The following is a 26,363-nucleotide window of genomic DNA, read 5'->3' on the forward strand; positions in this document are numbered from 1 at the left end:
GTGCTAAAAATATCCGGTTAATAAGATGTCGTTTCCAACCTTGGTCCACGTAGAATCTTTAAGTTCGGCAATTTCCTTCATTTTATTAATACCGATATTTATAAAAGACCTGGTTCCGGCACCCAACAATTTAGGGGCTATAAAAAGTTCAAGTTTATCAACCATCCCTTGACGGACCAATGCAGAAGAAAGCTGCTGTCCTCCTTCAACTAAAACGGAGGTGATACCTTTTTCTCCCAGTACTTTAAAGGCTTGCCGAAGATCTACATGCCCATCTACTTTGGAAAGTTGTATAACTTCACCCCTGAAATAGTTTTGCTTCATTACTTTCAACATGGGGTCTGCATCGGTTGCAGAGGCCTCTTTATTCCAGGTAAGAATGGTGGTTTTTTCTTCAAATTTGTCGGAAAATAAATTGAGCTCTTTGGGTAGTTCATAAGGTCCGTCAATCACAATACGCCTGGGTTGTCTGCCTGAAACATGACGAACAGTAAGGCTCGGGTTATCAACCATTGCGGTTGTTCTGCCAACGAGTACGGCATCATATTCGGCTCTCCACTGATGAACCATTCTCCGTGATTCTTTGCCTGTGATCCATTGCGATTCTCCGTCAGCGGCTGCAATATAGCCATCTGAAGTCTGAGCTACTTTGAGTGTTATAAAAGGGCGTCCGAAAGTTTGATGATGAATAAAAAATTCATTCAGTTTTTCAGCCTTTTTCTTCAGAACACCAACCTCCACTTCAATTCCGTTATTCCTAAGGTGAAGAATTCCCTTTCCATTGACGGAAGGGTTCGGGTCTTGCATGGCAACCACAACCGTTTGTATCGGGAGTTTTGCAAGCATTTGTGCACATGGAGGGGTTTTCCCCTGATGAGAACACGGCTCAAGTGTCACATAAACAGTGGCATTTTTAAGAGTATCCCGGTCTTTAATGGATTGCACAGCATGTACTTCAGCATGGGCTTCTCCAAATTTTTTATGAAAGCCTTCTCCTACTTTTTCTCCATTTTCTGAGACTATTACACAACCAACCATAGGATTTGGAGACACAGCTCCCTTACCTTTTTCCGCCAGGGAAAGAGCCTCTTGCATCCAGTATTCATGGTTATGTTTGCTGTTGGTATTCATAGATGAAATCTACTGTTTTACCGGTATCGTTTACATGTATAGGAAACAAAAAAGGGTGAGAAGAAACTCCTCACCCCTGAAATCATCAAAATTTTTCGTTACTGAAGTAAGCGAGAACGGTTATCTACGATCTTAGCTTCTTCGCGCAGTTGCTCCAGCCAAATGGAAGAAAATTCCTGAAGCTTTTGTTGCTCCAGTCGTAGTCTTATTTGCCGGCGTGTTTCCTGATCCAGGTTTGCAAGGTCAGCTTCCATTTTCTCAGCTACCTCAACAATAAATACAGCACTGTTTCCGGTAAGCACATCAGAAGTTTCGCCTTCATTCAAGGAAAAGACGGCGCCAACGATCATTGGTTCGCGGCCTGCACCGGGTATTACAGTAGCATTTGAGCGAAGATTATTAACCGTTTGGATCTCTTTTTCTGAACTCTCGGCTAATCGAGCTAATGTTTGATTCTGGTCAAGCAGCTCCTGAACTTTCTGTTGTGTAAGTTCTTTTCGTCGCTCGATCTTCACCATATTCTCAACTTGTGTACGTACTTCATCAAAAGGGCGAAATCCTTCAGGGGTTACTTCTATAACTTCCAGTACCACAAATTCAGTATTTAACTCCAATACGTCTGATATATCTTCTTCATCAGCCGATTCAAGGAAATTCATGATCTGCTGACTGCTTCCAAGTCCGGAAATGAAGTTATTACCTTTCGTTGCGAAGGCCTCACTGATCTCCAATTCGCGAGACTCTGCTTCTTCCTGAAAACTTGTTTCTTCAGAAGCAAAAAACTCAAAGTCAGAGGCTCTTTCATTGGCATCGTCTATGGTTGCCGGGAGCGCCTGAATATTGTAGCTCATTGTTTGGAACTTGATCTCATTACCACGCTCTTCTTCTTTTTTAAGTATTGCAACCTGACTTCCGGTAACGATTACATCAGAAACTTCCCCAACTTCTAAGTTTGTCACTGCCTGAAATTCGTCACGAATGTCATCCACTTCAACAAAAGTAGAACGATAGTTGGTTGTTGAAGCCTGGCGAGCAAGGAAAAGGGAATCACTCTCAGTTTCAGCAAAAGCCGTTCTGAGTGAGCGAATATCTTCAATGATCTGTGCAGTATCTGCAGCAGTAGGAAGCTTACTGAAAGTTACATACTGGAACCGGTAACTTTCGTCGCGAGTATAGCGTTCTCTGTTATTATTATAATATTCACGTAAGGCCCTGTCAGATATCTCAAGTTCTTGCTCGGTAACTTCGCTATAAGGAAAACGGATGAAGTTGATCTGAGCTGTGGTATTATTTTTAATAAATTCCTGCTCAACTTCTGATTCAGTAACCTGCAGTCCGGCAGAAATATAATTGTTCAGTTTTTGCTGGCGGCGCTGATCTCGTAGCTGAAGTTCAAGGGCAACTGCCTGCTGAGTAAATTCACTTGATGAGAGCACTTGCTGGATTGCAGCACGATCAATTGTTCCGTCTTCACGGGTGAAATTCTGACGGATTATGGGAGCGGGATTTTCTCCGAATACCATATCCATGATTTCCTGATCAGAAACGGTAATGCCAAGCTCATCCATTTTCTGGTTGATCAATCTGGCATTTACCAACTCATTCCAGGCTTGATTCTCATAATTGGCACGCATTTCAGCTGAAAGGGAATTCCCGGTTTGCTGGCTATAAGCATTAGAATAATATTGAATTCTGCTTTGATACTCTTCATTCGAGATCTTTTCTCCATTCACAGCGCCCAGAGCATTAGGCCCGGCTTGCATGGCGTCAAAAAAGTTAACATCAGCCAGAACCCATAAAAGGCCAAAAGAACCTATCAGTAACCACAAGATAAATGCGGTACTGTTTCTCATTTTTTCCATTACACCCATAAAAGGTTACCTCTAAAAAAACATTTGTTAAATTGCGATTTGAATACTGTCGGTGTCATTTTAACCTTTGACAGTAAGCTTGGAAATATAAGTGAATACCCAAGGAATTGAAAGCTAATAAAAACGATGCTGTGACTTAAAATACTTCGATCAGCCTCATATGTTTCAGGTAGTTTCCGGGATCTTCATTGATATTTTTAATCAGCTTATTCAGGCTAACTGAAAGGCTGTCGATATTATTATACAGAGAGGGATCGTTGACCATTTTGCCCAATGTTCCTTCGCCATTGTTGATCTTTGTCAGAACCTCATTCAATGTCAGATTTGTTTGATTAAGGCCTGTGCTTAAGGTTTCTAACTCAGCGCTGGTTGCCTCCAGGTTCTCTATAAGACTGGTAAGCTTCTCTTTATTATCACTACTAAGTTCATCTAAATTCTGAAGCGTATTTTTAGCTTCCACGATCATCTGGTCAAGATCGGTTTGTCGGTTTTGGATCACTTCGTTAAGGGAGCCGGTACTCGATTCCAGATTCTGAATAATACCTGAGATGTTATCTTTATTTTTTTCATTCAGGGTTTGATTGAGGCTTGTAATGAACTCTTCAAACCCACGTATAGATCCGGAAATATCTTTACTAAGTCGCTCACCTTCTTCGGCAAAGCTATCCATGATGCCTTGCTCAAAAGTGCCTTTTATAAACCCTTGATCTTCTACTATTGTCTGCGAATCAGATTTTTGGATCTCAATGTATTTACCTCCTAATACTCCGCTCGATTTTAATAAAGCGACTGAACCCTCCGGTATTTCATATCCTTCTTCAATGTTCAATGTTACCTGAGTAGAATCGGATTCAAGTAGTTCCATTCTTTTTACAGTACCGATCTTAAAGCCTTTCACATTCACGACATTGCCCGGTATCAAACCATATACTTGTTCAAACTTAGTATAAATAGTTGTGGACGATTTGAATAGCGGAATATCTTTCATGAAGCTATACCCCAAAAATGCTACGATGATAGCAACAATGATGGTAAGGCCAATTTTTAATTCGTTGGAAACTTTTTTCAAAACAGGTCTCCTATGCAGTTTTTGAATTTATTTGATATTCACTTGCTGAAATGAATTCAAGCAGGTTTTGATTTTCACTGTGTTTCATGTCCTCGGTTTTGCCGAACCAGCTCAGTTTTTGGTTATCCAGAAAGGCCACCTTATCAGAAACCTCCAAGACACTATGCATGTCGTGAGTAATAACAATAGAAGTGATATCGAGGCTGTCAGCCATATTCACGATCAGTTCATTGATCTCATCTGACGTTTTTGGGTCAAGCCCGGATGTTGGTTCATCATACAGCAGATAATCAGGTTTTAATATGATCGCTCTTGCCAGGCCTACTCGTTTTCTCATACCTCCGGAAAGCTCAGAAGTTGATTTCATGCCCGCTTCCTGAAGGTTTACCATGCCCAAAGCTTCATTAACATTATGTGTTATCTCATCTTCGGTTTGTTCTGTAAAATAACGAAGGGGAAAAGCAACGTTCTCGAAGGTACTGATGGAATCGAAAAGAGCTCCCCCCTGAAATAAAATACCAAATCGCTGACGTACTTTTCGGAGTTCAGAATAACTCAATTCAAATACACACCTTCCGTCGATCAATACATTTCCTTCGTCAGGATATAAAAGTGCATTCAGGTGTTTCAATAGTACTGATTTCCCACATCCGGAGCGTCCTATCACAGCCGTAGTTTCGCCATCTTGGATATCAAAGGAAACATCTCTCCAAACTACCAGGTCGCCAAAGCTTTTTGTCAGGTTTTTGATCTCTATCATGAGTTATAATAATAACGCGGCTAATGCAAAATCAGCTAAAAGTACAAAGATACAACTTAAAACGGTTGCTTGTGTTGTAGCTGTTCCTACTCCTTCTGCTCCGCCATATGCATAATAACCCTTGTAACATGCAATAGAAGTTATTACAAAGCCAAAAACAATTGATTTAATGTAACCGAAGATAATATCCGATTCAAAAAAGAACGCTCGTGCACCTTCCAGGAATTCAGCAGCAGGCAATATTCCATCAAGGGCCCCGGCTGTTATCCCGCCTATGATCCCAAAAACAGCAGCCGTTGTATAGAGAATTGGAAACATCAATAGTCCGGCTAATATTCTTGGTACCACCAAAAATGAGACAGAATTAAACCCCATTGATTCCAGCGCATCTATTTGTTCACTAACGCGCATGGTTCCAAGTTCTGTTGATATACGAGCACCTACTTTTCCAGCCAATACCAACGCACTTATAACAGCAGCCAGTTCAATTACAATAGATTGAGCTACAATAGAACCGATGATGGTACTGGGATAAATATCAGTGTCTAATTGATAAGCTGTTTGCAGTGTTAGTACAGCACCCGTAAATATTCCTACAAGGAAAATAATAGGTATAGATTCATAGCCAACCTTAACAAATTCCTGAAATAGGTTTTTGCGGTAGGTGCTTATTTCGGTCGATGATCGTAAAGCCTGATATAAAAGTTGGGCGTACTTGCCGAATTGCTGTAAACCGGCAGCCCCTGGTAAATTGGAAATCATTTCTTAATCAATAATCTTGACGTATTGCCGAAGCATTTGATTATATTACAAAACATTTTTGCCAATTGTGATTTATAAATGAGTTAAAAAGTGCGCCTGATTGCATCTTTCCTGATACTTTTTATTTGCACCGAACTTTCGGCAGCGCAATCAAATACGTCAAGTGTTTTCCGTTTTTTAGAGGTAACCCCAACAGCACGTTCTGCAGGGCTTGGCGGGAATCATGTGGGTATATTTGATGCAGATTTTAGTTTGATGCATGTTAACCCTGCATATCTGAATGCAGGAAATACGGGGTCAATTTCAGCCTCTTATATAAATTTTTTAGCAGATGCTAATATGGGCTTCAGCAGTGGCGCTTATGACCTGGAACATATTGGGACCCTTGGATTGGGTATACGCTTTGTAGGATATGGAGAGTTTGACCAGCTGGATGAGAATGGAAACGATCTGGGGAATTTTAGCGCTAATGATATTGCTATAACGGGAGCTTACAGCAAGTCAATTTCGCCTAAATTTCAGGCAGGTGCAGCGGTCGATTACATACATTCTTCCTATGCAAATTTTAGATCAAGTGCGATTTCTGTGTCTGCAGGACTGCTTTACCAAGATAGCACAAGTAATTTCAGTGCGGGTATAGCGATTCGAAATGTAGGAGCGCAAATAACCACATTTGAGGAACGAAGAGAGCCGTTGCCTTTAGACGTATCTGTTGGTATTTCGAAAAAACCGGAAGCATTTCCCTTTCACTTAAGCTTCACATTACGGCAGCTCAATAACTGGGATCTGCGTACTTTTGGGGAGTCTGAAAAGCCGGCACCGCTGGATAATTTATTTCGTCATATGTTATTTGGAGCTGAGGCGGATATTGGTGAAAGCATGCAGGTTCGTCTTGGGTACGATCACTACTTGCACGAGCAGACTAAAACCGGTCAAACATTTGACCTTGCCGGAATGGCATTTGGTGTTGGTTTCAATTTTAAGAGTATGACATTTGATGTCAGCAGAAATTCATACAGTAAATTAGGTGGAATAACCAGATTAAGCATCAAAGTAGCGTTGCTTTGATTAACTTAACGGGCAATTAACAACTCATTAAATTTTAAAAAGCAGAACGGTCATTATATGATCAGATATATAACAGCAGGAGAATCACACGGACCGGGGCTAACAGGCATTGTTGAAGGTGTTCCAGCCGGTCTTCCGCTCACAGAAGAAGAAATTGCCGTACATCTCGTTCGACGACAGCAGGGCTATGGCCGTGGAGGAAGAATGGCCTTTGAAAAAGATTTCGCAACGATCAATTCAGGGCTTCGTTTTTCGAAAACCATGGGCGGTCCGATCTCAATGTACATGCCAAATCGTGCGTTTGAGAAAGATGATGCAGGCTGGCCTACCGTAATGAATAAAAAGACCGAAGCGGAAGGCATAGAAAAGATCACACTTCCTCGGCCCGGACATGCTGACTTGGTTGGTGCGCAAAAATATAAATTCAATGATATTCGTCCGGTTATAGAACGTTCAAGTGCCCGTGAAACAGCGATGAGAGTTGCTTGCTGTAGTGTTGCGCGACAATTTTTGAAACACTTTGGGATCGAGATCGGAGGGCATGTACTTCGAATTGGTTCAATTGGGTACAGTGGTTGGAATGAAGTTCGTGAGATTACAGATCCATTGGCTGAAAATGGAGCTGAATCAATTTATAAAGCTGCAGATGAATCTGATGTGCGTTGCCTGAATGAAACCCTTTCGGCAGAAATGAGGGAAGAAATTAAGAAACGCCGAAAGGAAGGTTCCTCTCTTGGAGGTATTTATGAGATCGTGATAACCGGGCTTCCGGTAGGTTTGGGAAGCTATGTTCACTGGGATAGAAAACTGGATGGGCAGTTAGCTCAGGCTATCATGGGAACACAGGCAATGAAGGGCGTTGAAATTGGATTGGGTTTTGAGTCAGGTTCCCTTCCGGGCCATGAGGTCCACGATGAAATTACACATGAAGAAGGTTCCTTCAAGCGAAGAACAAATCGTATGGGAGGAATTGAAGGAGGTATGAGCACCGGTATGCCGATCATAATCAGGGGGGTAATGAAGCCTATCCCAACAATGTTGAATCCGCTCAGTACTGTGGATATGGAAACCAAAGAAGTAACGGAAACAAGATACGAACGATCAGATGTTTGTGCTCTTCCCAGGGCAGTTGTGGTTGCTGAAAGTGTAGTCGCTCCGGTTATTGCAAATGCGTTCCTAGAAAAATTTGGCGGTGATTCCATTGAAGAAATTGAAGCAAATTTTAAAAATGCTACACAATGAGTTCACGAATTTCAACGTTGGCAAAAGCGGTAAAAGAACATCCAGAGGATTCCTTTTATAAATTTACTTTGGCTTTGGAAATGTTGAAAATAGAGCAGCCTGTAAAAGCCCGGATCTTATTTGAAGCGATCAGGAATGATGATCCGGAATATGTAGGTGTTTATTACCATTTAGCAAAACTTTATTCAGAATTGAACGAGAACAAAAAGGCGTTAGAAACTTATAAAGAGGGAATAAAAGTCGCAGAAGATCAAAATGATCAGCATACGAAATCAGAGTTATCAGCGGCTCTGTTGAATCTTGAAATTGAAATGGAAGAAGGATCATAGAATGAAGTCTAATTTTTGTTTAAAAATCGCATGCATACTGCTTTCAGTATTTTTTTTGACAGCTGTTGAAGGCTTGGCACAAGAGAAAGCTACCTATAAAGTTAAGCAAGGAGATACTCTGTATGGTATCTCTAAGCAGCTAAATGTAAGTATTGCAGAGTTACAGCAGTGGAATAACCTTGATGGAAATCAAATAGAATTAGGGCAAGAGTTGACCTACTATTTGCAAAATGAGAATCCTCAAGAGCTATCCGAGGGAGAATCAGAGCCTTTGGTTAATCGATCTTCAGGATCAGAAAATGTTTCTTACATAGTGAAAAGTGGAGATTCTCTCTACAAAATTGCCGGTGAACATAATATGACTGTTCAGGAGTTGAAGGATCTGAATAACCTCACAGAAAATAATATACGTGTTGGCCAGAGGTTAGCGGTCAAAAAACAGTCTGAAGCCCCGCCATCAGTAGCAGAATTCTCTGAGGAGTCAACCCCACAAGGTGTTTTTTCCATTTATGAAATTAAAAGCGGGGAAAATTTAGAGGATATAACATCCCGGTTCAAAATGACTGAGAATGAATTCCAGATGTTAAATGCGGAATTGGATATGAGACGGATACCCGCCGGACAGCAGGTAACCATATTACTTCCGCCTTCACGAAATTATGAGAACCCATATTTACAGAAAGCAGACTTGCAAGATCTCGGTGAAGTTCAGGTATTTTCTTATAGTGAATCTGAATTTGGGGAAACAACTACCAATGGCGAACTATACGATCCTGAAGCCTTAACGGCGGCCCATTCCAATATCAGCTTGGGGAGTATCATTTTTGTTGAAAATGTACAAACTGGTAAGGGAGTGTACATTCGTATTAATGACCGGATAACCGGTTCCGGCCTGAAACTTTCTCGAAAGGCATACAGTACACTTCGTTTAAATGAAGCAAATCAGCCGGCTGTAACCATTTATACGGAAGTAGATGACTAATCATGTTAAAACATACTTTGAGAATACCAATAACCTACTTTACAGCTTTCTTGTAAGCCTTCCGCTTTTTTTATTGTATGAGTTATTGATCATGATCTCCCAGCCATCGGGAGATGCCATTGTTCGTATAAGTGTGGATGTGTGGATCAAAACATTATTCACTTATCTTGGAGTGAATGCGGTTTCTTTTTCGTTGTTATTAGTGGCAGTGATCGGACTCTTTATTATCTATAAGGAAAGAGAGCGGTTAAAGAGCCTTAAGCTTTCTTACTTTCCAATTCTTATCCTGGAGGCTACCGTTTATGCTATTGTAGTGGCCTTTATAAGCCAGAGTTTGGTGTCATTTATAGTAAATATGGCTGCTACAGATCCAATCAACAGTTTGACGATTACTCAAAAACTAGCGCTATCATTGGGGGCCGGTTTATATGAGGAGTTGTTCTTTAGAGTCATTCTCGTAACCTTATTTATTCTGATTTTTACAAAATTTTTAGGGAAAAAATGGGCCGGTGTTACCGCAGCGGTCGTCCTTTCGGCTTTATTATTCTCTGCGGTGCATTACGTTGGCTCAATGGGCGACGCTTTTACAATGAGTTCCTTTCTTTATCGTTTTTTATTTGGTTTAATTCTCAATGGGATATATGTTTGGAGAGGATTTGGTGTGGCCGCCTGGACTCATGCCATCTATGACATTATGGTGATCGCGCTTTTGTCATAAAAGTAATTTATTAACTAAGCGATCAATAGAATCTATTTAATACTAAAGTATTATTTAGTTAGCATTAAGTAGATTGAAATTATTTGAATAAAGAAGCAGTTAACTCTTATTGATATTAAGAAATTAGGGATGGGTAAATGTCTCAGTTAACGAGAGATGAACAAAAAAAGCAGAAGGATTTTGACGAAGAGATCATACCTCATATGGATGCGTTGTATAACTTTGCTCTTCGGTTAACAACAGATCCAAATGATGCGGAAGATCTTGTACAGGATACTATTGTAAAAGCATATCGATTTTTTAGCAGCTATGAAAAAGGCACTAATGCTAAGGCATGGATGTTTAGAATTTTAAAAAATTCATTCATCAACAACTACAGGAAGTCCTCTATAAAACCATCTCAGGTAGATTACGATGAGGTTTCTTCCTATTACGAATCAATTCGTGCAGAGCGAACAGAAACATCGGATCTTGAAAACCTGATGTTTCGTGAAATGATGGATGATGATCTTTCCATGGCTTTAAAACGGCTTCCCGAAGATTTTAGGACCGTGGTTCTTTTATGTGATGTGGATGGATACACGTACGAAGAAATAGCTAATATGCTGGACGTGCCGATCGGAACAATCCGCTCAAGGTTACACCGGGGCCGAAATTTATTGAAGACAGAATTGCTGGAATACGCAAAAACGAGAGGCTATACCGGAGACTGATCTATCATCGGGTATACTTCTTCTTCCTTTTTCTGAACTTTTAAAGTGATCCTCATCGTAGTCCCTTCGTTCAGTTCAGAACGTAGCACAAATATACTGCCTTTATGATATTCTTCGATAATGCGCTTAGTAAGGCTTAAACCCAATCCCCATCCTCTTTTTTTAGTACTGAATCCGGGTTTGAAAATATTCTTTACGTTCTTGATATCGATACCGCTTCCGGAATCTTCAATATCTATGATCACTTCCCCTTCCTGTACTTTCGATATAACGGAAATATACGCCGTTTCTTCCTTCCCCCGAAGAGAGTCCATAGCGTTTTTAACCAAATTTTCTATTGCCCATTGTAGTAATTCGGGATTAGCACGAACTACAGCCTGAGCCTGTAAATTTTTACGAACTTCAATGGCTTTTCCTAAACGGGGGAGCCTCCGTTCCATATAAACAACAACCTGCTCAAGTAATGGCCCGATCTCCATTTTTCTAAGTTCAGGCTCTGAGCCGATCTTGCCAAATCGTTCTGCGACTCCGCGTAAGCGCTGTATGTCTTTTTCAATCTCATTTGCAATGTTAACAGCTGTTTCCTCATACCGATATTCATCTTTTAAAAGCTGTAACCAGCCATAAAGACTGGAGATAGGAGTACCCAACTGATGCGCTGCTTCTTTGGCCATCCCAACCCATAAATTGGATTGCTCTGAACGGGTGATACTGCGATAAGTGGTATAACCGATTCCAAGCAGTAAGCCTAACAAAAGGATCTGTATATAGGGAAAATAACGCAGCATTTGTACGGTAGGACTTTCACCGTAGTACACAAATTGAGTGATCTGACGTTTTTCATCACCATAAACAAAACTGATCGGAGTATTAAGGCTCTTTAGCTCCCTAACTAGTTCTTCCCGGTTCTCGGGGGTGGCGAGACGAAGGGAATCAATGTTTCGGGAAGCAAGTATTACATCACTTGAATCGATCAGAATGGTGGGTATGCGAAAACGATCCTGCAGAATAATTTCTTTGGTTACGAAATCATTAGAACTTCGGGCGGCATCCGCTTCTTCGATCAGTGTAATGACACTATCCGGAACTTCCTCTATAGTTTGGAGAATGTATATGGCTTTAAGCAACATAGTGGTTGCTTGTTCATTAACCGGTTGACTGTTGAACTCTATACCTTTAGTCCACAGCTCTACGCTTGCCCGTTCCTGCTCCAGTATTTTTGAGACCAAATATTGATTATAGACAACAGACCCAATTCCCAGGAAGATGAGCAGGAATACAAGAATGAGTTTGATCTTGTTTGAGGGTACAAAAAGTTTCATAAGCCAAGGGTAATCCTTTTAGCTAATAATAAAAAGGATGAGATATAAAAAAGCCTCCTTAATAAACGAACATTTAAGGAGGCGAAATTTTTAAGCAGACGCTTTTTGTTTTTCGTAAACAGGGGGTGCCTGTTTTTCGATGGTCTCTTTAGTTATTACACATCGGGCGATGTTTTTCATGGAAGGCAGCGTGAACATGATATCAAGCATGGCTGCTTCCATAATGGATCGCAATCCGCGTGCTCCGGTTTTTCGAGCTTTTGCACGTTGTACAATAGCTTTTAAGGCCTCTTCTTCAATTTCAAGCTCAACGTCTTCCATGTTAAACAACTTAGTATATTGTTTAACAAGAGCATTTTTAGGAGCCGTCAATATATCAAGCATAGCATCATCAGAAAGCTCATGCAATCCTGCAATGACAGGTAAACGACCGATCAATTCCGGGATTAGCCCAAAGTGCTGAAGGTCTTCCGGTTCCACATGAGTGAAAATTTCGGGATCTTCTTTGTCAAACTTCACCTGTTCCTTGGTGTGGAAGCCCATAACGCTTGTAGAGAGCCGTCGAGAAATTATTTGCTCTAATCCAGAAAAAGCCCCTCCACAAATAAATAAGATATTCGCTGTATCAAGCTGAATAAAACTTTGTTCAGGATGTTTTCTGCCTCCCTTAGGTGGGATGTTAGCTACAGTTCCTTCTAATATCTTCAAGAGAGCCTGCTGAACACCTTCTCCGCTTACATCACGGGTGATAGAGGGGTTATCACTCTTGCGGGCTACTTTATCCACCTCATCGATGTATACGATGCCGCGCTTGGCACGTTCCACATCGTAATCAGCTGCTTGTAAAAGGTTACTCAGAATACTTTCCACGTCTTCGCCTACATAGCCGGCTTCCGTAAGCACAGTTGCATCGGCGATGGTGAACGGGACGTCGATAACTCTGGCAAGTGTACGAGCTAAAAGAGTTTTACCGCTACCTGTTGGCCCGAGCAACATAATATTTGATTTCTCGATCTGAGTATCATCGATCTCGGCAGTTTCAGCAGAAATACGTTTATAGTGATTGTATACGGCTACCGATAAGGTTTTCTTAGCCAGTTCCTGTCCTATCACATAATCATCAAGTTTGTTCTTGATCTCGACAGGCTTAAGCATTGGCTTGTAGCTTTTCTCACGGCGGCGAGCCAATGAGGCCAAGTCACTTTCAATGATACTGGATGCGTCTTCTACACAACGATCACAGATATAAACTCCGGGACCGGCTACCATGCTGTTCACTTCCAGACTGGAGCGACTGCAAAATGAACAGTGTACTATATCGCTGTTTTTCTCTTTATCGCTCATAACAAGCTTAATTTAATGAAAATGCCGGTTATTTTGAATCTTTGCTTTTCACGATCACATTATCAACCAGGCCATAGTCTTTTGCTTCATCAGCAGTTAGCCATTTGTTACGGTCAGAATCTTCCATGATCTGCTCAACAGAATTGCCTGAGTGATCAGCCAGTATTTGGCTCAACTCTTTTTTTACACGAATGATCTCGCGAGCTTCGATCTCAATATCACTTGCCTGACCCTGAGTTCCTCCAAGAGGCTGGTGGATCATAACACGAGAATGTGGAAGGCAGCTTCTTTTGCCTTTGGTTCCGGCGGTCAAGAGTACAGCACCCATACTTGCAGCCATTCCCATACAAGTAGTTGCTACATCACACTTGATGTGCTGAATGGTATCGTAGATCGCCAGGCCGGCAGAAACAACGCCTCCCGGACTGTTAATATAAAACTGAATGTCTTTTTCAGGATCTTCCGACTCCAGAAACAAAAGCTGAGCCATAATAGAACTTGCAACAGCATCATTTACGGCAGAGCCAAGTATGATGATCCGATCTTTAAGGAGGCGGGAATAGATATCATAAGCACGCTCTCCCCGGCTGGTTGTTTCCACAACCATAGGAACCAGATTGTTTTGAATAGGTTGAACAGAGTCTAAATTCGGGTTTTCAAAAAGAGGTTGCTTAGTAATCATGGTTTCCTGAGTAATCGGTTATTTGTTCTTTTTGTCTTTCTTTTCCTGCAATTCGCGGTACTTATCTTTGTCCATTTCGCTAATAGCCACTTTATCCTGTAAAATATCAAATACTTTGTTTTCGCGAATGCTGCTTCTTAATTGTTCAAGCATTTGTGGCTGCTGAGCATAATACTGCTTCAATTGGTCTGTTGGCATGCCGTATTGTGCAGCCTGACCAGCTAAATGCTCATCGATATCTTCGGGTTTTATTTCGATATCTTCAAATGTTTCTTGCAGTTTTTGACTGATGAACGACCACTTGGCTTCGCGTACAGCACGCTCCTTCATTCCAGCCTTATACTGCTCGGCATCAAAGCCTTCAGGAAGTTCGCCACCCTGCTTTTGCTTCAATTGATCTACATATGATCCCTGTATCTGTGCCACAAAGGTTTCAGGAACTTCGAAGTCGTGTGCTTCAACAAGGGCATCGGCTACGTCATTTTTAAAAAGGTCTTCGGCCGTTTGGTCATAGTATTCTTGCATGCGGCTCTTGATATAGCTCTTAAACTCGTCTTCGTTTGAAGCCTCTCCATTACTTTGAGATTTAATGACCTCTTCATTCAGTTCCGCTTTATGAAGTTTTTGAACTTTTTTAATAGTGATCTCCAGATCATCCTCATGATCACCATGAGGAATGGTCATTTCAACTACATCACCGGCTTTCTTGCCTTTAAGAGCCTTTAGAAAATCTTCAGCTTCGTCCTTGCGAAGGTCTATTTTTTGGTCTTTATCTTCATCACCGTGGTTCTTAGAAATAACATCCACGATCACCTGGGTTTCTTTTGAAGCAGGCTCGTCAACAATTTCCCAGTTTCCTTCGCGCTCAAGGGTGCGCTCTACTTCTTCTTCAACCTCATCGTCGGTAACGTCATGAACCATTTTGTTCACTTTGATCTTGGAAAGGTCTGAAATTTCAACTTCAGGCTTAGAACCGATCTTGAATTTCACTTCCAGTTCATCGTTTTCCCAATTGAAATCCAACATTTCAGTTTCACCAACGGGCTCGTATTCAGGTACTACTTCTTTCTCAAATACCTTTTGGACAATATTACTGATCTCTTCTTGTTCGATCTCTTTTCCAAAACGCTTTTTCACAAGTCCCATGGGCACTTTCCCTGGACGAAATCCGGGAAGCTGAATTTGGCTTTTATATTTTTTGTAAGCTTTGTCGAAGTCCTCTTGAAGATCTTCTCTTTTAGCTTTTAAGGTGACTTCTTTATCTACAGATGTGAGCTCTTCTACAGAAATATCCACGTGTTCTCCGCTTTAATTATGTGAATTCAATAAATGAACAGGATTTCAATTTTTATTAGGAAGGAAGTACGAGAGGGGGGACTCGAACCCCCACATCGGTTAAGATACTAGATCCTAAATCTAGCGCGTCTACCAATTCCGCCACTCTCGCAAAATTCAGAGCTTGCAAAGATAAGAGTTTAAACTTCTGAATTCAACCAAATTGACACAGAAAGTGCTGCAATAACAGATCTTAATACTTTGAGACAGATCGGGAGCAAAAAACAAGTGGATATTGGACCTTGAAATGTTGAATTTTAGTCATCATGTATAAAAACCTTCGCCTTCTTTACGTTACTACTTCCAATAAAAAAGAAGCCCAAAAAATAGGCAGGGCATTAATAGAACAGAATCTTGCCGCCTGTGCAAATATTATTGATGGAATGGAATCTATCTATAAGTGGGAAGGAAAGATACAGGAAGACAATGAGTGTGTGCTTCTGATAAAAACCCATTATTCAAGAGTGCAAAAAGTAACTCGTCTCATCAAGGAAATGCACAGTTATGAAGTACCTTGTGTTATATCTCTCACCCTTACGGAAGATGAGGGAAATGAAGAGTACCTGAATTGGATTGAAAATAGCTCAAAACAACCCTTTGAGCTTTAGGGTATTTTATTTCAATAAGGTCATTTTATTGGTCTCAACCTTTCCTCCGGCTTCCAGCCGATAAAAGTAGACGCCACTCGATAAATTGTGGGCCTCAAACGTTACGTTGTAGGTTCCTGCCGATTGCCTTGTATTTACCAGGGTTAAGACCTTTTGCCCAACTATATTGTAGACGTCGAGTAATACATCTGTTGCTTCCGGAATAGAATAGCGGATGTTTGTTGTTGGATTAAAGGGGTGTGGATATGCTTGCTTCAGCTCAAAGGAACCGGGTGTTTCTTCAGCCTCAGTAAAAACACCCAGATCATTGCCGGGGTTTTCCACAATGGTGAATTCACTGAATGACTGAATGCCTGCAGCACATAGATATTCTTCACTGTTACCAACCTGTGCAGCTAATAATTCCCAATCTGACTGTGGATCTGTTCTTTTAATAATGTCCAGGTTATCCAGATCCGGTGAGTCAAGGTTAACTTTACTCAGGGACAGGCAAAGGGTTGCCTCAAACGAGCTTGATGTTTGAGTTTCAAGTTTCCAGACACGATTTGCTCCCAGTGTAAGAGAATCGGAAATTTGGAGATAGTCCGGATCTATATTGCTATAAAGAAATGCCTGAAGCTGTAATGAATCTGTAAAATTTGGGAAGCTTACGGTGGCTCCGTAATCAGGGAATTCAGCGGTAAGTGAGGTGTCTTTGATCTGGTAATTCCGCTGAGGGATCCCGGTTGTCATCCAGATCTCTCTTCCGAGGGAATCACCTTATGTTGTAAAGTATAATTTTCCATTAAGTACCCTAAGGTCCTCCGGGTCAGAGTCATCAGGTTCGCCACGGTCAATACCTGTTCTCAGGTTGGCTACATACATGGTTCCTTCCTGCGTGCCGTCAGTCATCCAAAGTTCGCGGCCTGATACATTGGCCTGTCCGTAGTCTTCATCCGTTGCTGCAAAATAAATATGATCATTAAAAAGGGCAGCAAAATCTGTGTGATGATAATCAAATAGGGAAAACAGACCCTCTACCGCCACTTCCGTTCCGGCATGGGTACCATCGGTTTTCCATAATGTATAAGTACTGAAAAAATAGATATGGCCATTGTATCTAAATAGTTTATTGCTCAGATCAGAACCATCTTCAATTACATAATTTCCTTCAGCCATATCAATAACAACAGTTGTGCCTGTGGGCGTACCATCACTTTTCCAAAGCTTGGTGCCGGAAATAAAATACCAGTTTCCATTATATTCAATGGGCTCTTGATGGATGAATACGTCTTCTTCCTCCAGAAATTTTACTGTTCCCTCTTCTGTGCCATCGGTAGTATATAAATAATGTTTGGAGACAGAGTCGCTTTCAGCTTTGAATAGTACGGTTCTGTTGATAGAGGCAAAGTTTGTGGGGGAGCTATCATATTCTATATCCGGATGGTCTTCATAGGTGCCCGGAAAGATATCCTTGATCATATAGGTTCCACCCGATGTACCATCCGATACCCATAGTTCTTCTCCGTTATTGGCATCCGGATAGCTGCCATCTTCAGCAGGGAAGTATGCCTTTCCATTCATTACTCCAAAATGTTCTGCTTCGGAGTACCCGTCATCAGGGTTTATATCTTCAATGAGTTGAGTGCCGGAGAAAGTACCGTCTGAGATATAAGGTTCACGTCCCATTTCATCGGTTACGGCTGTAAAAATGATCTTATTCCCAAGAGGGGTAACATCTTCAATATCCGGAAAATCATGAGGAGGGGCTATATCACTGATCTTTTGAGTTCCTTCCGGGGTTCCATCGGTAATAAAAAGCTCTCCTTCATCTTCATCACTTACATCCGCTACAAAATACATAACAGAATCAATTACCGTCATATATTCGATATCACTATCATAATTACCGGGGTAGATATCCTTTAAAACCGTGGTTTGAGCAATGAGAGGAGTGGTTGAAAAAGCAAGGCTGATCGTTAGTATTGTTACCTGTAGAAATTTAGATTCTTTTATTAGAAGGCTCATAGAGAGATAGAATTCAGTTTTTACTATTAGATACGAAACAGGAAGTGGAAATAGATCATATCTGCCGGAGGCAGGTTAATGCTTGGATAAATTTCTTTTTTGATAACATGGTTAATACCAATTTTTCTATTTTGGAAAGAAAAAGCAGCCATGGTTTTATTAAAAGAGCGCATATCAGATCATATTTTGTGGGTTAAAATAAACCGTCCAGAAGCCCTTAACGCCATTGATTTTGAGGTGATGGAGCAGCTGGAGGAAATGGTGGGAGAGGTGGAAAAAGATGAGAGTATCCGGGTGCTGATTCTAAGTGGAGCCGGTGAAAAGTTTTTCATTTCCGGAGGCGATCTGAAGAAATTTCACACCATAAAATCTAAAGAAAAAGCCGTGTATAAAGCGAAACGCATGCAGCGGCTGTTAAGCAGAATTGAACAACTTCCCTGCTGGACCATCGCTCACATCAATGGGGATGCATATGGTGGAGGCATAGAACTGATGCTGTCTTTTGATTTCAGGTTATCAGTTTCCGGCGCAAAATTTGGTTTTACCCAAGGCCGTTTTTATCTGGTACCCGGCTGGGGCGGCTTGACTCGATTGGTAGAAAAAGTTGGTCGGGCAAAAGCCCTTCAGTGGCTGGGTAAATCAGAGGTGAATTCAGCAAATAATGTATTAGCGCATGGACTGATCGAACACATTCTAAGAGGCGATAATCCACAAGAAGAAACATTGGAATGGGCAGAAACACTCACCAAAAATGATCGGGAATTCATCCATATCCTTAAAGAGGGGGCTATGCGATTTACATCTCACCGGGAAGAAGCCTTAGAAGCAGAAGTAGATCCCTTTTCTAAGCTTTGGGTAGATAAGCAACATATAGACCGTGTGGACGCTTTTATGAATAAAAAGAAATAACATTTTTGAACAATGGACGACCAAACCACATTGCTGATCTTTGATTATGCCTTTGTGGCATTTCACTTTTCTCTTGTCGTGTTCATTTTAACGGGCTGGATCTGGAAGAAAACCCGAAGACTTCATTTGTATGTAATTTCTGCTACCATATTTTCCTGGGTGGGATTGGGGGCTATTTATGGATTGGGATATTGCCCTTGCACCGATTGGCACTGGCAGGTTAAAAGAGCGTTGGGAGAAACCGGGCTTCCGGCTTCTTATATCAAATATTACCTTGATCAGGTATTTGGTTTTTCATGGGAGCCTTTTACGGTAGATGTCTTGGTGGCCGTTTTGGGGATAGGGGCGTTTTTGGTTTCAGTAATCATGAATTTCAGGGATTGGCAGACACAAAAAACCGGTAGGGAATAGATATTCCCACCGGTTATAAGTTAACATGCGTTCTTATTTGATCAGTCGATCATAAAATCAGATGAATAAATGGTGTTTCCCCAGATCAGGTTAATTCGACCGCCTTCATCGGTTTCATCAATGGTGATGGTAAAGGCTTCGACGGTATCATCCCGGGTTGTAACCTCCATTGGTACACGACCCAAGTCTCGGGATTCATCATAGGAAGTACCGTTTTGCCCGGTTTGGCTGTTAATGATGAGCATACCGCCATCAGACTCCGGTATGGAAAATAGAGTATATTCTCCGGCCGGCACTTCAAGATCGCCGAACATCAGATCGTTAGAAGTGGAAAAATGGGTTGCACGGTTAGCGCCGGTTCTCCAGACTTCACCGTAGGGAACAATACCACCAAATAAATCACGGCCGCGTTTTTGTGGTGAACCGAATTCAATGGTGAAATCAGTTCCTTTAAATGAATACTCAGCACTGGCGGCACCGGAAAGCTGGCCAATAGGATTACTGGCAAACCTTGTACTCAGGGCATCCATGTCTAAATCATTAACACGATCTACTTTTAATTTTCTGGTAGTGAGTCCGGCATCTAAATGTTCAAGATTTCCGTTCTCATCCACATTCCCCCCCATCACTCCGCGGAACGGATGACGGATGGTCATAGAGTCGCCTTCAATGGCTGCAATAATGAAATTGGAGAGTCGGTTTCCGGTTAATAAAGGTTGGTTGACAGTATCCTGTCCGGCTTCAACGGCATTGTTAAACGCGATCTCAAAAGGCCAGTGTACCATATCGATGAATGGAAGAACACCCGGTTGGTATGGGGCTTTGTAGCTTCGTGGATTTTCATCGTCTGTCACCTGTACCATTAGGCTGTCGCCTTCTCTGACGACAGTCTGAACAACAGCGCCTTCACCTGCAAATCCGGTTGATGGCGGAAAATCGGTGCGGGCCATTTCCTGTATGCCACCGGTCTCATCCCACTTCAATAGATAGGTGGAGAAACGGGTTTCCGGACTTCGTAAGATCACATTAGCGGTTATACTGGTGTCAGTTTTTTCGAATTGCTCAACAGCTAAGGTATCGCTGCCGAGTAAAGTTACAAATGCAGTCTGATTAGAATCGGAGGTGCTGCATGCAGCAAAAACTGCGGCTATAAATATCGTGATAACTATATTTCTCATAATACCATGAATGATTTTGAGTTGAAGTTAAAATCTATTTTAAAATCTTGGAACCCCCAAATAACCGGGATTAAAGTTTGCAAATGGGATCACTCAGAAGCGATCTTGGATAGGGCTTCAACAAAAACTTCTACAGGCTGAGCGCCGGAAAGGCCGTATTTCCCATTGATATAAAAGAATGGAACACCTTGCACTCCCAAGCTATGGGCTTCTTCGACATCTTTCACAACGTTATTGGAATAGGAGTTATCCTCTAATGCTTGTCTCGCCTTTTGCACATCCATTCCGACATTTTCCGCTATTTCAACCAACGCATCTGTTTTGCCCACATGTTTGCCTTCACTGAAATAGGCGGAAAGTAACGCTTCCTTCATTTCATTTTGTTTGCCTACCTCTTTTGCTAGATGAATAAGCTGGTGCGCATTAAAAGTGTTGGTTGGTATGAGGCTGTCCATATCAAATTCGAGCCCAACATTAGATGCCATATTTACCATATTGGCATTCATTTGTTGTGCCCAATCACGATCCCGTCCATATTTTTTGGCGAGAGTGTCATAGATATCGAGGTCAGAATCGATCGGTGCATTGGGGTCGAGTTCAAAGCTTTTCCAGGTGATATCCACCTCAAGATCAGGAAGTTGTTCGAGCGCTTGCTCTAAATGTCGTTTCCCGATATAACAAAAGGGACAGGCAACGTCTGACCAAATTTCAATATTCATAGCCATATAGAAGTTCTTTGATTGTAGTCATTAAAACTCATTTCCGGATGAAAATGTTCACCTGAAATCAAGACCGGAAGAGACTTCATCTTTCAGCCCAACATATGCCAGTACAACACCGGCTATAACCGTGGAAAAAGCTATTAGTAAGATGCTTTCCATGGCTATATTGTTATCAAGCATCCATCCCATTAAGAACGGACTCATAGCGGTACCGAAAACCATTATAGAAGCAAACAAGGAGCGTACCGTTCCGATCATTTCTTCTCCGTAAAGCTCTGCGTAGAGTGCAGATTTTGTAGTGCTTCCAAATCCAAGTGTAATACCTACCAAGGCCATATACAGGAAGGCAGACCATATTCCTGGATGATAAAAAGCCAAGATCAACCCGGCTCCTAACGGAATAATGTAAAAGGGAAAGACCGATGCAGCACTGAATTTGTCAATGACCGGACCGATTCCAAGAGAGCTAACAATTCGCGCTATCGCAAAGAAAATAAAGGCGGAAGCGATGATAGCAGCAGACCACCCCAATTGTTCCGCTATGGATACCTGGTAGAGAAACAAAGCTGTAGCCCAGAATGGCGGGATCAGGATAGCGGGTAAGATCAACCAGAATCTGCGATTATTTATGATCTGAAAGTAGGAACCGGAAGAGTCTTCAGATTCAGGCTTAGCTTTTTTTACCTGTTGATTGGAGTATTCGATCTCGGTTTTGTTTAATACATACAAGAGGAAAGGAATGAATATCAGCGCAATGGTTGCAGCAATTATACCCCAGGTTGTTCGCCAACTTGTAATAGCCAGTATGGCCGCAATCCCAACCGGAAGTATACCTTCCCCTATTGGATAGCCTAAACTTGAGATACTTAATGCCTTACCCCGCTGAAGTTTGAAGTATCGGGCCATTGCGGTTTCGGCAGTGTGACCGCTAAGCCCCTGACCGGCAATACGAAGCATTAAAATTCCTGCAAATAAAAACCCGATATGCCACGAAAAAGCCATGGTCAGAGCGGCGACCAATAATCCTCCCGCTACGTACAAGCTATATTGCCTGATAGGAAGTACGTCTATCCACTTACCCAGGTAAGGCAGAATGGAAGCACTTGCTAAGGTAGCTGCGGAATAAATGGAGCCGAAAGCTGCATTGGACAGATCAAAATCGGCCAGAAAAAATGGGACAAACAATGAGATAAGAAAGGTTTGCCCAAAGCTGGAGAAAAAAGTAAATGAAAGTCCAAAGCTAAGGACTTTTCTCTCTTGTAAAACAAAGGTGAGGTAACTCAAAAAATGATACTGTTCGGATTGTGATTTTAACGATCTCTAAAATACCGTTATTCCGAACGAAGCGATACTCGAAAATTAATGTATTACTCTATCTGAAGTATAAAAGTTGTCTATGTTTTGAAGCTATTTAAGGAGCTTTTTAAGAGCCTCTATATTTACCGGCTTTTGGATGAAGTCCGATACTTTTTGATTCCATTCAATTTTATAGAGCTCCTCGTTATTATCATTTACTCTTGAGCTGATCACATAGATCTCGATTTCTTTTTCGATCTTATCTCGTACTTTTTGAAAAGCATGCAGAAAGTCCCAACCGTTCATTTCAGGCATATCGATATCAAGTAATATCATATCAGGGAGAGCCTCATTATTCTCTGCCATTTTTGTGATGGCATCTAATGCCTTCCGCCCATTTTCAAAGGAACTAAGTTCATTTCCTGGAAGGTGACTTTTTATGATCTTTGAGATCCCATAGGTGTAAATTCTATCGTCATCAATTATACAGATGCTCTTCATTTCTCCCCCGTTAAAATTATTTTGAATGTGGTACCTTTATTCGGTTCGCTCTCAACTTCGATCGAGCCTCCCATCGACTCGATCTGATTTTTGGTAATAAATAACCCGATACCTTTAGAGTTTTTATTATCGTGGAAGGTATTGTACATACCGAAAAGCTTATCCCCGTGTTTATCAAGGTCGATGCCTAACCCGTTATCAGAGACTCTCAAATGAACATGTTTGTTATGCTCTGAAGCTTCTACTTCAATAACAGGCTGCCGGTATTTGATAGCATTCGAAAGTAAATTCAGAATAATACTCTCAAGGTAAGCCGGGTTATATTTAAGGGTAAGGTCTTCGGGCACATGTTCATTGAACGTCACATTTTGGGCAAGAATATCTGTTGTTAGAATTTCTTTGATCTTAGAAATATAATTTTTCAGATTGATCTCCTTACGATCATTGCTCGTTTTGTACTGTTGATCGATGATCTCATTCAGATCGTTGATGGATTCATTAAGTTGATTGGAGGCCATTCTTAAATGATCAAGAAGCTCTTCCTTCTCTTCCTGAGACTCTTCTGTATCATATAAAGAAAGCAGCATTCCAATATTTCCGGCGTGATTTCTGAGGTTGTGTGATACGATATGAGCAAAGTTCATCAGCCGCTTGTTCTGCTCCCCGATGATGTTAAGGCTGTTGCTCAACTCCATCTCATTTTTCTTGCGTCTGGTTACATCCGTTACAACTGATAATACGGTTGGTTGATTTGAGTCGAGCTGCTGAAAAGGGACTTTAATGGTTTGGTGCCAAACCTTGGTGCCATCAGGACGGATAGTTTTTACTTCCGGGATGAAGAGCATATCATTGTTTTCGACCACTTCCCGATCGGCTTCCCTGAACCGCATGGCTTCTTCTTTGGTCATACCAAAGTCGATATCTCTTTTACCAACGATCTCCTCCGGTTTTTGACCAAAAAATTCAGCGGTAGCTTTATTGGCCATGATGTACGTTCCATTCAGATCTTTCACAAAGATTAAATTTGGAACAGTATCAAACACCGCCTGAAACTGATGTTTTAATCGGATATTGGATTTGTGTATCTCTTTCTGTTCTCCAAAATCAGTTATGTATCCTCTATTTAACCCATTTTTGGCAGGTTGGTATTCAAGTTGAACATTTTTATACCAGGTGATCTTCTTAACAGAACCAATCATGAGCAGAGGTTCATTTTTCCCATTCCATTTTACAACTTCCCCTTTCCAAAGCAGGTTAAGGGCATGTTCTTTATCAAATGAAAAGTGAGCTGTTGTGGAATTGAAATCTGTTTCCCCTTTGGACTCAACATGTTCGTTAAAGGCATGCTTTAGATCTTCAAGATCTGTTTTGTTGAAAAACGAACGAACTTCTTCAAAACTCCCCGGCAACTCATTGAGGGGGCAATTAAAGATATCGGTAAAGTCTTCACTTAGTGTGAGCGTATCGGAAGCTATATCCCAAGACCAAAAGATTTCTTTATTGATGGTATCCTTAGCAGTCACGTAACTCATAGGTACTAGCTGTTAGCTGATAATTGAAATCGAGTATTTGAAATATCTACAGTGAGTTTATGTTCACATGATATGATATCAAATAATGGTATAAGATTACGTTAGCAATAGTTAAGACATGTTAGAAAATGTTTATGAAGTTATTCTGAAGTGCTTGAAAATTAATTTTCAAGGCGCTCCAGCATTTCCAACCTTGTAGCCTCAAATTCATCCCCTTTTTTCCAGGATTGAAGTTCTTCGGCATTCAGGGCTCTGAATCCGGTCAAGAAAAATAACCGGGTGTCAATTTCTGCACCGCTAAGGTCCCAAAATTCATTGATCTCATCAGAAACGGTGTGATAATTCGCATCGGCCACACTGTCTCGTAAGGCTAGAAAATTTTCACCCTTGCCAATATATTCAGTGCCGGGATTCGGGAAGATCGCAGGAATTCCAACTTTTGCCATATTAAAATGATCAGATCGGTAGAAATAGCCCCGCTCCGGATAGGGATCAGGTTTTACGGTACGGCCCTGTTTTTCAGCTTCTTCCTCTAAAAGCTCGCTTAAGGAAGTGCGCCCGTAACCTACTACTACCACATCTCTTGTTTCGCCATATACGTTCATCCCATCGAGATTGATGTTAGCAGTCACTTTGCCGGGATCAACGGTTGGGTTTTCAGCCCAATACTGAGAACCAAGTAAGCCCACTTCCTCGGCACTTACGATCACGGCGAGTACACTTCGTTTCAATATGGGTTGGACCGATTGGTATGCTTCCATCATTTCAAGAAGGGCACTGACACCTGCAGCATTATCAGAAGCGCCGTTATTCACAGAATCTCCTTCAATTGGATTGGTAACCCCAAGGTGGTCGAAGTGTGCGGTAAGCAACAGATACTCATCATTCAATTCCGGGTCGTTTCCTTTTACTTCAGCTAGTACGTTTTTTCCGTTGATCTCGCGATAATCAGCATCCATACTCACATTTATCCGTACTCCCGTAAGCTCAACAGGTTCAAAATCAGGACTGTCTGCGGCTTCAAAAAGATCATCAAAATTGAGTCCTGCTTCTTCAAAAAGTAACCGACTGGTGGGTTCTGTTATCCATCCATTGAATTCAGTTTCAGAGGAAGAGCCTTCATCACCACTTTTTAAATAAAATCCTTCACCGCTCCAGGCACCTGAAACTACATTCCAACCATATCCTGCGGTTTCATCTGTGTGAATGATAATAGCGCCCAAAGCACCGAGTTCTTTGGCTTTTTCGTATTTATAATCGTAGCGGCCATAATACAATCGGGCGGTGCCTCCGAATAGGTTTTCATCATAGGCGGGGTCACTGTTTTTGAACACAAGGACCTTCCCTTCAACATCCACTCCTTTAAAATCATCCCAATTTTCTTCCGGAGCCTGGATGCCATATCCTACATAAACTAATTCCGCATTTCTGACCTCAACTTCTTCTGCCTGATTAGCAGGCCAGGCCATGAACTCATTAAAATACTCAATGTTAAAAGGAGTCCGTCCATCCGTTGAAACCGACATTTGGGCATTGGAGGTGGTTTGTCCCAATAGCGGAAACTCTTGAATATATGTACCATTTTCTCCGGCGGGGTCTACACCCATTGCTTCTAATTCGTTTACAAGATAGTCTACACTCATTTGCTCTCCTGCTGTGCCGGTCGCGCGACCTTGAAACTCATCAGAGGAAAGTGTTTCAATATGCCGAAGTAAAGAATCTTTGTTAATGCTATTCGCTGCTTTGTTAGCAGGAGATCGATTACAGCTTACAAAGAGAAGAGAAAAGATCAGGAGGGATAAGACTGATTTCATTGAACAGCTTTTAAAAGTTAATGGAAGAAACTCCGGATAAAATAATGTACCTGGAAG

Annotated in this window: 26 protein-coding genes and 1 tRNA gene; 9 read left to right on the forward strand and 18 right to left on the reverse strand. The window is 41.5% G+C overall.

Annotation, left to right across the window (positions count from 1 at the left end; genetic code table 11):
- Nucleotides 1-3 precede the first annotated feature (3 nt).
- From ribD to ACFSVN_RS02405, 5 genes are all read right to left on the reverse strand, one after another.
- Nucleotides 4-1,131: a bifunctional diaminohydroxyphosphoribosylaminopyrimidine deaminase/5-amino-6-(5-phosphoribosylamino)uracil reductase RibD gene (gene ribD / locus ACFSVN_RS02385; RefSeq protein ID WP_390298052.1), complete on the reverse strand. Its 1,128-nt coding sequence runs from the start codon at nt 1,129-1,131 to the stop codon at nt 4-6.
- A gap of 98 nt (nt 1,132-1,229) precedes the next feature.
- Nucleotides 1,230-2,984 carry a SurA N-terminal domain-containing protein gene (locus ACFSVN_RS02390; RefSeq protein ID WP_390298055.1) on the reverse strand — a complete coding sequence of 585 codons (1,755 nt, stop codon included), beginning with the start codon at nt 2,982-2,984 and terminating at the stop codon, nt 1,230-1,232.
- A gap of 154 nt (nt 2,985-3,138) precedes the next feature.
- Nucleotides 3,139-4,071: an MlaD family protein gene (locus ACFSVN_RS02395; RefSeq protein WP_390298058.1), complete on the reverse strand. Its 933-nt coding sequence runs from the start codon at nt 4,069-4,071 to the stop codon at nt 3,139-3,141.
- A gap of 10 nt (nt 4,072-4,081) precedes the next feature.
- Complete coding sequence (locus tag ACFSVN_RS02400) at nt 4,082-4,831, reverse strand: ABC transporter ATP-binding protein (protein WP_390298061.1); 750 nt, start codon at nt 4,829-4,831, stop codon at nt 4,082-4,084.
- Between the two features lie 3 nt (nt 4,832-4,834).
- Nucleotides 4,835-5,593 carry an MlaE family ABC transporter permease gene (locus tag ACFSVN_RS02405; protein ID WP_390298064.1) on the reverse strand — a complete coding sequence of 253 codons (759 nt, stop codon included), beginning with the start codon at nt 5,591-5,593 and terminating at the stop codon, nt 4,835-4,837.
- Between the two features lie 90 nt (nt 5,594-5,683).
- Here ACFSVN_RS02405 and porQ point away from each other — a divergent pair, with 90 nt between their 5' ends.
- From porQ to ACFSVN_RS02435, 6 genes are all read left to right on the forward strand, one after another.
- Entirely contained in the window at nt 5,684-6,661 is a 978-nt protein-coding gene (porQ, locus tag ACFSVN_RS02410; RefSeq protein ID WP_390298066.1) for a type IX secretion system protein PorQ, read from the forward strand.
- Between the two features lie 57 nt (nt 6,662-6,718).
- Nucleotides 6,719-7,903: a chorismate synthase gene (gene aroC / locus ACFSVN_RS02415; RefSeq protein ID WP_390298069.1), complete on the forward strand. Its 1,185-nt coding sequence runs from the start codon at nt 6,719-6,721 to the stop codon at nt 7,901-7,903.
- The gene (locus tag ACFSVN_RS02420) at nt 7,900-8,232 is read left to right on the forward strand and encodes a tetratricopeptide repeat protein (RefSeq protein ID WP_390298072.1); all 333 of its coding nucleotides are present in this window, start codon (nt 7,900-7,902) and stop codon (nt 8,230-8,232) included. The genes aroC and ACFSVN_RS02420 overlap by 4 nt, the downstream gene beginning before the upstream one ends.
- Before the next feature lie 73 nt (nt 8,233-8,305).
- Complete coding sequence (locus tag ACFSVN_RS02425) at nt 8,306-9,214, forward strand: LysM peptidoglycan-binding domain-containing protein (protein ID WP_390298075.1); 909 nt, start codon at nt 8,306-8,308, stop codon at nt 9,212-9,214.
- Nucleotides 9,207-9,932, forward strand: coding sequence for a CPBP family intramembrane glutamic endopeptidase (locus ACFSVN_RS02430; RefSeq protein ID WP_390298078.1), 726 nt, complete (start codon nt 9,207-9,209; stop codon nt 9,930-9,932). Before ACFSVN_RS02425 ends, ACFSVN_RS02430 begins: the two co-directional genes overlap by 8 nt.
- Nucleotides 9,933-10,069: 137 nt before the next feature.
- On the forward strand, nt 10,070-10,645 hold the full coding sequence (locus tag ACFSVN_RS02435) for a sigma-70 family RNA polymerase sigma factor (RefSeq protein WP_390298081.1): 576 nt from the start codon (nt 10,070-10,072) through the stop codon (nt 10,643-10,645).
- On the opposite strand, the gene ACFSVN_RS02440 is transcribed toward ACFSVN_RS02435, so the two are convergent.
- The 5 genes from ACFSVN_RS02440 to ACFSVN_RS02460 form a co-directional block, all read right to left on the reverse strand.
- A complete protein-coding gene (locus tag ACFSVN_RS02440) occupies nt 10,630-11,967 on the reverse strand; it encodes a sensor histidine kinase (RefSeq protein ID WP_390298084.1) in 1,338 nt (445 codons plus the stop codon). The two genes, ACFSVN_RS02435 and ACFSVN_RS02440, sit on opposite strands and share 16 nt — an antisense overlap.
- Nucleotides 11,968-12,057: 90 nt before the next feature.
- Nucleotides 12,058-13,311, reverse strand: a complete 1,254-nt coding sequence (gene clpX / locus ACFSVN_RS02445) for an ATP-dependent Clp protease ATP-binding subunit ClpX (RefSeq protein ID WP_390298087.1) — start codon at nt 13,309-13,311, stop codon at nt 12,058-12,060.
- Between the two features lie 28 nt (nt 13,312-13,339).
- The gene (clpP, locus tag ACFSVN_RS02450; protein ID WP_390298090.1) at nt 13,340-13,993 is read right to left on the reverse strand and encodes an ATP-dependent Clp endopeptidase proteolytic subunit ClpP; all 654 of its coding nucleotides are present in this window, start codon (nt 13,991-13,993) and stop codon (nt 13,340-13,342) included.
- A gap of 18 nt (nt 13,994-14,011) precedes the next feature.
- Nucleotides 14,012-15,289 carry a trigger factor gene (tig, locus tag ACFSVN_RS02455; RefSeq protein ID WP_390298093.1) on the reverse strand — a complete coding sequence of 426 codons (1,278 nt, stop codon included), beginning with the start codon at nt 15,287-15,289 and terminating at the stop codon, nt 14,012-14,014.
- Between the two features lie 67 nt (nt 15,290-15,356).
- Nucleotides 15,357-15,440: transfer RNA gene (locus ACFSVN_RS02460), tRNA-Leu, on the reverse strand.
- 154 nt (nt 15,441-15,594) lie between these two features.
- Between ACFSVN_RS02460 and cutA the strand changes: the two genes are divergently transcribed.
- Nucleotides 15,595-15,936: a divalent-cation tolerance protein CutA gene (gene cutA, locus ACFSVN_RS02465; RefSeq protein ID WP_390298096.1), complete on the forward strand. Its 342-nt coding sequence runs from the start codon at nt 15,595-15,597 to the stop codon at nt 15,934-15,936.
- A 6-nt stretch (nt 15,937-15,942) separates the two neighbouring features.
- Here cutA and ACFSVN_RS02470 read toward each other — a convergent pair whose 3' ends face one another.
- The gene (locus ACFSVN_RS02470) at nt 15,943-16,668 is read right to left on the reverse strand and encodes a T9SS type A sorting domain-containing protein (RefSeq protein ID WP_390298099.1); all 726 of its coding nucleotides are present in this window, start codon (nt 16,666-16,668) and stop codon (nt 15,943-15,945) included.
- Nucleotides 16,669-16,695: 27 nt separating this feature from the next.
- Nucleotides 16,696-17,943 carry a hypothetical protein gene (locus tag ACFSVN_RS02475; protein WP_390298102.1) on the reverse strand — a complete coding sequence of 416 codons (1,248 nt, stop codon included), beginning with the start codon at nt 17,941-17,943 and terminating at the stop codon, nt 16,696-16,698.
- 150 nt (nt 17,944-18,093) lie between these two features.
- On the opposite strand from ACFSVN_RS02475, the gene ACFSVN_RS02480 reads away from it, so the two are divergent.
- Nucleotides 18,094-18,852, forward strand: coding sequence for an enoyl-CoA hydratase/isomerase family protein (locus ACFSVN_RS02480; RefSeq protein WP_390298105.1), 759 nt, complete (start codon nt 18,094-18,096; stop codon nt 18,850-18,852).
- Nucleotides 18,853-18,864: 12 nt separating this feature from the next.
- Nucleotides 18,865-19,263 carry a DUF2784 domain-containing protein gene (locus tag ACFSVN_RS02485; protein ID WP_390298107.1) on the forward strand — a complete coding sequence of 133 codons (399 nt, stop codon included), beginning with the start codon at nt 18,865-18,867 and terminating at the stop codon, nt 19,261-19,263.
- Nucleotides 19,264-19,304: 41 nt separating this feature from the next.
- Here ACFSVN_RS02485 and ACFSVN_RS02490 read toward each other — a convergent pair whose 3' ends face one another.
- From ACFSVN_RS02490 to ACFSVN_RS02515, 6 genes are all read right to left on the reverse strand, one after another.
- Nucleotides 19,305-20,441, reverse strand: coding sequence for a DUF2911 domain-containing protein (locus ACFSVN_RS02490; RefSeq protein WP_390298110.1), 1,137 nt, complete (start codon nt 20,439-20,441; stop codon nt 19,305-19,307).
- An 89-nt stretch (nt 20,442-20,530) separates the two neighbouring features.
- Nucleotides 20,531-21,160 carry a DsbA family oxidoreductase gene (locus tag ACFSVN_RS02495; protein WP_390298112.1) on the reverse strand — a complete coding sequence of 210 codons (630 nt, stop codon included), beginning with the start codon at nt 21,158-21,160 and terminating at the stop codon, nt 20,531-20,533.
- Between the two features lie 57 nt (nt 21,161-21,217).
- Nucleotides 21,218-22,447, reverse strand: a complete 1,230-nt coding sequence (locus ACFSVN_RS02500) for an MFS transporter (protein WP_390298114.1) — start codon at nt 22,445-22,447, stop codon at nt 21,218-21,220.
- Nucleotides 22,448-22,570: 123 nt separating this feature from the next.
- Nucleotides 22,571-22,960 carry a response regulator gene (locus ACFSVN_RS02505; RefSeq protein ID WP_390298117.1) on the reverse strand — a complete coding sequence of 130 codons (390 nt, stop codon included), beginning with the start codon at nt 22,958-22,960 and terminating at the stop codon, nt 22,571-22,573.
- Nucleotides 22,957-24,492, reverse strand: a complete 1,536-nt coding sequence (locus tag ACFSVN_RS02510; protein ID WP_390298120.1) for a sensor histidine kinase — start codon at nt 24,490-24,492, stop codon at nt 22,957-22,959. The genes ACFSVN_RS02505 and ACFSVN_RS02510 overlap by 4 nt, the downstream gene beginning before the upstream one ends.
- A gap of 161 nt (nt 24,493-24,653) precedes the next feature.
- Nucleotides 24,654-26,306, reverse strand: a complete 1,653-nt coding sequence (locus tag ACFSVN_RS02515; protein WP_390298123.1) for a M28 family peptidase — start codon at nt 26,304-26,306, stop codon at nt 24,654-24,656.
- Between the last annotated feature and the right edge of the window lie 57 nt (nt 26,307-26,363).

The sequence above is a fragment of the Gracilimonas halophila genome, assembly GCF_042684365.1.
Classification (GTDB): Bacteria; Bacteroidota; Rhodothermia; order Balneolales; family Balneolaceae; genus Gracilimonas; species Gracilimonas halophila.